Raw genomic sequence first — 6,994 nt, forward strand, 5'->3', positions numbered from 1 at the left:
AATATTTATTTAAGGGTTCTAACTAAAGCCAAAAGACCTACTGTACTTGATATAACTGTTGAAAGTGCAATGATAGTTTGAACTAATTGTTGCGTTGCACCTTGTCTGATGTTCAATCTTGGGACTATAATTTCAGAACCAGGCTCAACTTTTGGATAAACATTAATTAGGCCAAATAATTTACGAGTTCTATCAACAGAGCCATTCGCATAAACAATATAAGAGCGTCTTCTTGCGGACAAATCGGTAAAACCTCCCGATTCAGAAATGTAATGTTTAAATGGCATTCCATCTAAAAATCTTGTTGACGTAGGATATAGTACTTCTCCTTGCATTCTTACCGTTTGAGGCTCTTTCGGTACTCGAATGATATCTCCGTCTTGCAAAAGCATATCTGCAGGGGTTCCAGCATTTTCTAAAGCACGTACTAACTCTATGCCAATTGATTCTACACTTTCTTCTTTGACTTCTTCAACTTTGACCGAAGCGTCTGTACTAACATCACTCAAATCACTAAATTGCCTACGTTTTCTATCCGCTTCTTGTTTACTAATTTTGAATTTACGAATTAAAGTAGCTCCACTTGCGTAAGCTTGTGCATTCAAACCTCCCACTCTTTTCATTAAATCTGAGATTCTTTCATCTTTACGTTCTAAAGCGTACACACCAGGAAAAATAACTTGACCTTCAACGGACACAAATTGTTGTTTTTCATAGTTTGGAGAAGATCTTACAAACACCTCATCAAAAGGTTCAAGAACGAATTTTGAAGCAGTTTCATTCATTGATAAATTATTATTAATTGAAAAGTTAAATTTCTCACCAATTGTTGAAGTAATCTGACTTGGGTCGTCTTTACCAATATTTTTCTTTCTCCTAATTACTTCAATTCTTCCAGTAGCAGCTGATTCTTTCAATCCTCCTGCTTTTTGAATTAAATCTTCAACCGTCATATTTCTTACGTAAGGGAATGAACCAGTTGGCGTTTCAGCGGTAGTCCCAGTTGGCGTTTCAGCAACACCAGTTGTACCCGAAGTGGGAGTGGCAGTCACAGGAGCTGACCCTTTCAAGTTTATTTCTCCTTGAATTCTAACGGTATAATTTTCCATCAATTCAAGACCGGAATAGACAGTAACGATATCTTCTCTTTTAAGGACGATATCAGCAGTTTTCCCTGATAATATGTCATTGTAATTTACGGAGATATTTTCTTTCGTTAAATCCTCCAATAAACGAACAATAGATATACGAGTTACAAACGCATCTTGTTTGAATCCCTCTGCTCTTTTTATTAGTTTAGTTAAAGTTTGATTATCACTTACTGAGTATCTGCCCGGTCTAAAAACCGCACCGTTCAGTGAAATAGCATTTTCAATTCGATCCGTTAAAATCTGTTCAACCGTAATAATATCGCCTGATTTAGGGTAGAAAGACGAAAGTAAGTCACTATTCAAATCAATCAACTTTAAATCTTTATCGGTAAAACGTTGAATTTTCAACACTTGACGGTACGCATCGGGCGAAAATCCATTGCCATACTCACTAATTATTTTCTCTAAACTTTCCGTTGGAAGATTCTCGAAAATGGCAGGCTTTCTGATTCTTCCAACTACTTCAATCCGAGATTTATAAGCCCCTACTTGAATAATATCTTGGTCTTGAAGAGAAATATTTTGTCGAAGATTGCCAGTCGTTAAAAGGTCATATAAATCAACTTGTGCAATTAAGCGTTTATCTCTAATTACTTTAATGTCACGGAAAGTGCCATTTTCATTTGGACCGCCCGATAAATATAGAGCGTTCATCACTCTTGAAAGCGAAGACATTGAATACGAACCTGGAGCAACAATTTCACCCAAAATCGTAACTCTGATAGTTCTAATACTTCCCAAAGAAACGGTAGCCGTTGTATTAGGAGCTGCTCCGTTGTATGATTTTAAGCCAACGTATATTTTTGATAATCTATCGACAATTCTTTTCTTTGCTTCTTCAATGGTGATTCCACTCACAAAAACATTCCCAACCTTTGGAATTCTTATAAACCCTTCGGAAGTAATCGGCAAATTGTAATGTTCTTCTGAGAATCCATTGATATCAATAACTAATTCATCATCAGTGCCAAGTGTATAATTTTTTGGCGTGGGAATTTTCAAAGAAGTTTCAAATGAAATATTTGGATTGTTGAATATATTAAATCCATAAATCTTTTTTCGCAAGGCAACGGCACCAGAATCAAGTATTGGAGTTGTCGCACCTGCCACCCTTGCCGACTTTATCGAATCGCTCACTGCTTTCTCTGACCCAGATTGCACAATTGAACGTGGAGCGTTAGAGGGAGCCGAAGATTTTGTTGTGGAAGCTCTTGGCGCTTGAGTCGGAAAGGTAATGTTTGGAAGCGATCCAAGGGGAAAACTTTGTGAAAAAGTGCTACCTGTAAAAAAGACAAAACCAATAGTAAAAAGAAATAACAGTGATTTTTGGGGTGGAATAGAAAATAAAGAACTGTTTATTTTCTTACAAATACGATTTGCTAAATTATTTTTCAACATATTTAAATCTTAGCCTTTAAGGTTAATTAAGGATTAATTTCAAAATTTGGATGTGCTAAATCATTAACAAAGACAATTTCAAAACACAAAGTAAATCAACTTTTTGCTAATTCACACGACCATTTGATAGTTTAATTATTCCAAGAACAATTAAAACTTGTTTATTTCATACTTTATTAATGTTTTTTGTAGTTTTGCCTTTAAATGACGGTGAAACCTAATGATGGGTACACCATTTTCTAATTCATTTGATATTAGTTGATAATTTTTAACAAAAATAGAAAACTAATTATTTTAACTTGAATTTGTCAGCTTTACTTATCCTTTCTTTTAAAATATGTCCACAATAGTAGAAAATGTAAAATATACCGAAGATAATATTCGGTCTCTCGATTGGAAAGAACACATCCGCCTTCGCCCTGGTATGTATATTGGTAAATTGGGAGATGGGTCATCGGCTGATGATGGTATTTATGTGTTAGTAAAAGAAATCATGGATAATTCCATTGATGAACACATGATGGGCAATGGGAAAACCATCGAAATTAAAATTTCTGATCACCGAGTTGAAGTGCGTGATTATGGCCGAGGCATTCCACTCGGGAAAGTAATCGACTGTGTTTCTAAGATAAATACGGGCGGAAAATACGACTCTGGTGCTTTTCAGAAATCGGTTGGTTTAAATGGCGTCGGTACGAAAGCAACCAATGCTTTGGCTTCGTATTTCAAAGTACAATCATTCCGTGATGGCAAAACCAAATGGGCAGAATTTAAACAAGGTGAATTGATGAATGAATCACCCGATGGAACTGAATCAAACGGACGAAATGGCACGCACGTCGTTTTTGAACCTGATAATACCATTTTCAAAAACTATCATTATATTCCTCAATTTCTCGAATACTTAATTTGGAATTATGCTTATCTAAATGCAGGATTGACCATTAATTTCAATGGACAAAAATATTTTTCTCAGAACGGACTCTTTGACTTGCTGAATAAATATTCTGCCGAGGATGAAAGACGCTATCCAATTATCCATTTAAAAGGAAATGATATTGAAATTGCTATAACGCATGGCAATCAATATGGAGAAGAATATTATTCATTTGTGAACGGTCAGAATACTACCCAAGGTGGTACGCATTTGCAAGCATTTCGTGAGGCACTCGTGAAGACCGTGAGAGAATTTTATAAAAAGGATTATTCGCCTGAGGATGTACGTACGAGTATCGTAGGAGCAATTGCCATTAGAGTGCAAGAACCCGTTTTTGAATCTCAAACCAAAACAAAATTGGGTTCGAGTAATGTTTCGCCAGATACTAATTCTCAGTCGGTTAGAAGCTTTATTGGTGATTTTGTAAAAGTTAATCTTGACAATTATTTACACAAAAATCCAGCCACTGCCGAGGCCATCAAAAAAAGAATTGAGCAGTCCGAACGTGAGCGTAAAGACATGGCAGGAATTAAAAAACTTGCCAATGATAGAGCCAAAAAAGCGAATCTTCACAATAAAAAATTGCGTGATTGTCGGGTTCATTTAACGGACGAAAAGTTGGATGAAAGATACAATACTATGTTATTTATTACGGAAGGAGATTCGGCGAGTGGTTCAATCACAAAATCACGAAATGTACAAACACAAGCGGTATTTAGTTTGAGAGGTAAACCTTTGAATTGCTTTGGCTTGACTAAAAAAATTGTGTATGAAAATGAAGAATTTAACTTGCTTCAACACGCTTTGAATATTGAAGAAGGGTTGGAAGGACTTCGCTATCACAAAATTATTATTTCAACCGATGCTGATGTCGATGGGATGCACATTCGATTATTGATGATGACATTTTTCTTGCAGTTTTTCCCAGATTTAGTAAGAAATGGTCATTTGTATATTTTGGAAACTCCTTTGTTTCGAGTAAGAAATAAAAAAGAAACGATTTATTGTTATGATGAAAATGAAAAACAAAAGGCCATGGTGAAATTAGGTCCAAAGCCTGAAATTACTCGTTTTAAAGGTTTAGGTGAGATTTCGCCAGAGGAATTTGGAAAATTTATTAATGATGACATCCGTCTTGAACCCGTTATTTTGACAAAAGATACGACCATTCCCAAAATTCTGACGTATTTCATGGGCAAAAATACACCCGATCGTCAGAAGTTTATTATTGAAAATTTAATCGTAGAAAAAGACCCTGCCGAATTGGCAGCTTAAATTAATTGATAATTGATACTTAATAATTGAGAATAATTAGTCATCTGATTATTTTAGTAATTGTTAAGTATCAACTATCAATTGTTAATTGACAATTATGTCCCTCGAAGAATTAAGAAATCAAATAGATTCACTCGACAACCAAATGCTTGATATTTTGAACAAGCGAATGGAAGTAGTTAAACAAGTTGGTGAGCTGAAAAAGAGTACCCAAACGGTAATTTATCGCCCAGAAAGAGAAAAACAAATTGTTGATAGACTGGATTCTATGAATAAGGGATTGCTAAATCGTGCTGCGATCGAAGCAATTTATTTAGAAATTTTTGCCGTTTCCAGAAACCTTGAATTACCTGAAAAAATAGCTTATTTAGGTCCTGAAGGCAGTTTTACACATCAAGCCGCTGAAAGTAGATTTGGGGCAATGAGTGATTATTTAGCTCTTCCGAATATTCGTTCTGTGTTTCAGAGCGTTGATACGGGTCGAGCAAGGTTTGGCGTTGTGCCGATTGAGAACAATTTGGAAGGAATCGTAAAGGAAACCATTGATTTATTGAATGAAACCGACCTTAAAATCGTGGCCGAAGTGATAATTTCTGTTCATTTTACCTTTGCAACGAAGGCAGAAAAATTATCCGATATCAAGAAAATTTATTCTAAAGATATCGCTTTTGGTCAATGCGAAAAATTCTTGGATGATTATTTTGGTGCAAAGGAAGATGATTTTTTTGTGCAAGTTGATTCAACCTCTAAAGCCGCAAAGTTGGCTGGTCAGGAGACAGATTCAGCCGCAATCTGTTCTCATATTGCCGCAAAACTCTTTGATGTGCCAATCCTTTTTGATAATATTCAAGACTCCGCTCAGAATCGAACTCGTTTTTTTATTATCGGTAAAGATTTTATTAATCAAAAAAGTGAAAATGACAAGACTACGGTAATTGCTCGTTTACCTGAAGATGGTAAACCTGGAACGCTCGTTAGATTCTTGCAAGAGTTTGAAAATCAAGGAATTAACTTGTTGAAAATTGAAAGTCGTCCAGTAAAAGAAGGCGAGCAGTTCAATTTCTGGTTTTTGATGGAGTTTGATGGATATTTCTTAGACGATAGCGTTCAAAGCATTATGGCGAAACATACTTCCGAAATAAAGTGGTTGGGAAGTTACGTAAAGACAGTTTAGAGAACAACTTACTTAATAATTTACAGCCTGAAATAAACCTCAACGGAATTATTTCGGGCTGTTTCGTTAAAACAATTCAGCATACGTTTTTAAGAAAACCTCGATAGGTTCCATTGCTGAATCTACAAATTTTCTAACGTACTGATTTTTAGTTTGTTGAAATATGTTTTTAGGAGAATCTACTAATAAAAGGTCTCCATTCTGCATGATTCCGATTCGGTCGGCAACCAAAAAAGCATCCAATAAATCATGCGTAACCAACACACATCCAATACCTTCTTGTTTAATAATTTCGATAATTTTACCTCGTAATTGCGTACGATTGATGGAATCTAAATTACTGAAAGGTTCGTCTAATAAAAGTACCAATGGTTCATCGGCAATGGCACGGGCAATAGCAGTCCGCTGTTTTTCTCCACCCGAAATTTCACGAGGTTTTTTATCTTTAATTTCTGAAATTCCACAAAGCTCTACCAGTTCTTGCACTCGTTTTTTTCTATATTCATGCGTGAATTTTGTGAGTGCAAGGTCAATGTTTTCTGAAACGGTATAATCTGGCTTCAATCGATAATCTTGAGGTACAAGTTTTATCGTTGGAAAATCACGGATAAGTCGATTAAAATACAAATCAATTTCTTGATTATCAAGCGTTAATGAACCTGAAGTGGGTTGAATATTACCAGAAAGAATATTTAATAAGGTGGTTTTTCCCGAACCACTTTCTCCTACAATTACAACTATTTCACCCGCTTGTACTTCTAAAGATACTGAATTGACAACTACTTTTTCTCGGTACGTTTTGGTGATATTCTTTATTTTGAACATATTGTTTTTCTTAAATTCCACATTTTCTCTAACAAAGCTATCACCAAAAAGTCATACCATGAGAATTCTATTTTTAAATTAATATTATTCTAATGTAGAACTGTATAGAACAATTCGCTAATTTCTTCTATTTTTGTAAATTCAAAACCAATCATTTAAAGAAAAACAAATGCTACTTTTAGGCTTAGACTTAGGCACATCTTCCATCAAAGCGTCAGTTGTGGACGGTTCAAC

At 35.2% G+C, this 6,994-nt stretch carries 4 protein-coding genes; 2 read left to right on the forward strand and 2 right to left on the reverse strand.

The window, feature by feature from the left end; translation table 11 throughout:
• Window positions 1-5 precede the first annotated feature (5 nt).
• Complete coding sequence (locus AC1W31_RS14605) at window positions 6-2,549, reverse strand: polysaccharide biosynthesis/export family protein (protein ID WP_481735208.1); 2,544 nt, start codon at window positions 2,547-2,549, stop codon at window positions 6-8.
• 337 nt (window positions 2,550-2,886) lie between these two features.
• Between AC1W31_RS14605 and AC1W31_RS14610 the strand changes: the two genes are divergently transcribed.
• Window positions 2,887-4,761, forward strand: coding sequence for a DNA topoisomerase IV subunit B (locus tag AC1W31_RS14610; RefSeq protein ID WP_481735209.1), 1,875 nt, complete (start codon window positions 2,887-2,889; stop codon window positions 4,759-4,761).
• 97 nt (window positions 4,762-4,858) lie between these two features.
• Window positions 4,859-5,935, forward strand: a complete 1,077-nt coding sequence (gene pheA / locus AC1W31_RS14615; protein WP_481735210.1) for a prephenate dehydratase — start codon at window positions 4,859-4,861, stop codon at window positions 5,933-5,935.
• A 66-nt stretch (window positions 5,936-6,001) separates the two neighbouring features.
• Here the strand turns inward: pheA and AC1W31_RS14620 are convergent, their stop codons facing one another.
• Window positions 6,002-6,760: an ABC transporter ATP-binding protein gene (locus AC1W31_RS14620; RefSeq protein WP_481735211.1), complete on the reverse strand. Its 759-nt coding sequence runs from the start codon at window positions 6,758-6,760 to the stop codon at window positions 6,002-6,004.
• Window positions 6,761-6,994 lie beyond the last annotated feature (234 nt).

This window comes from Arcicella sp. (genome assembly GCF_964672035.1).

What these genes read in the sequence shown, in the direction of transcription:
- AC1W31_RS14605 (WP_481735208.1), bottom strand. Translation starts at nt 2,549, where the DNA reads ATGTTGAAAAATAATTTAGCAAATCGTATTTGTAAGAAAATAAACAGT.
- AC1W31_RS14610 (WP_481735209.1), top strand. Translation starts at nt 2,887, where the DNA reads ATGTCCACAATAGTAGAAAATGTAAAATATACCGAAGATAATATTCGG.
- pheA (WP_481735210.1), top strand. Translation starts at nt 4,859, where the DNA reads ATGTCCCTCGAAGAATTAAGAAATCAAATAGATTCACTCGACAACCAA.
- AC1W31_RS14620 (WP_481735211.1), bottom strand. Translation starts at nt 6,760, where the DNA reads ATGTTCAAAATAAAGAATATCACCAAAACGTACCGAGAAAAAGTAGTT.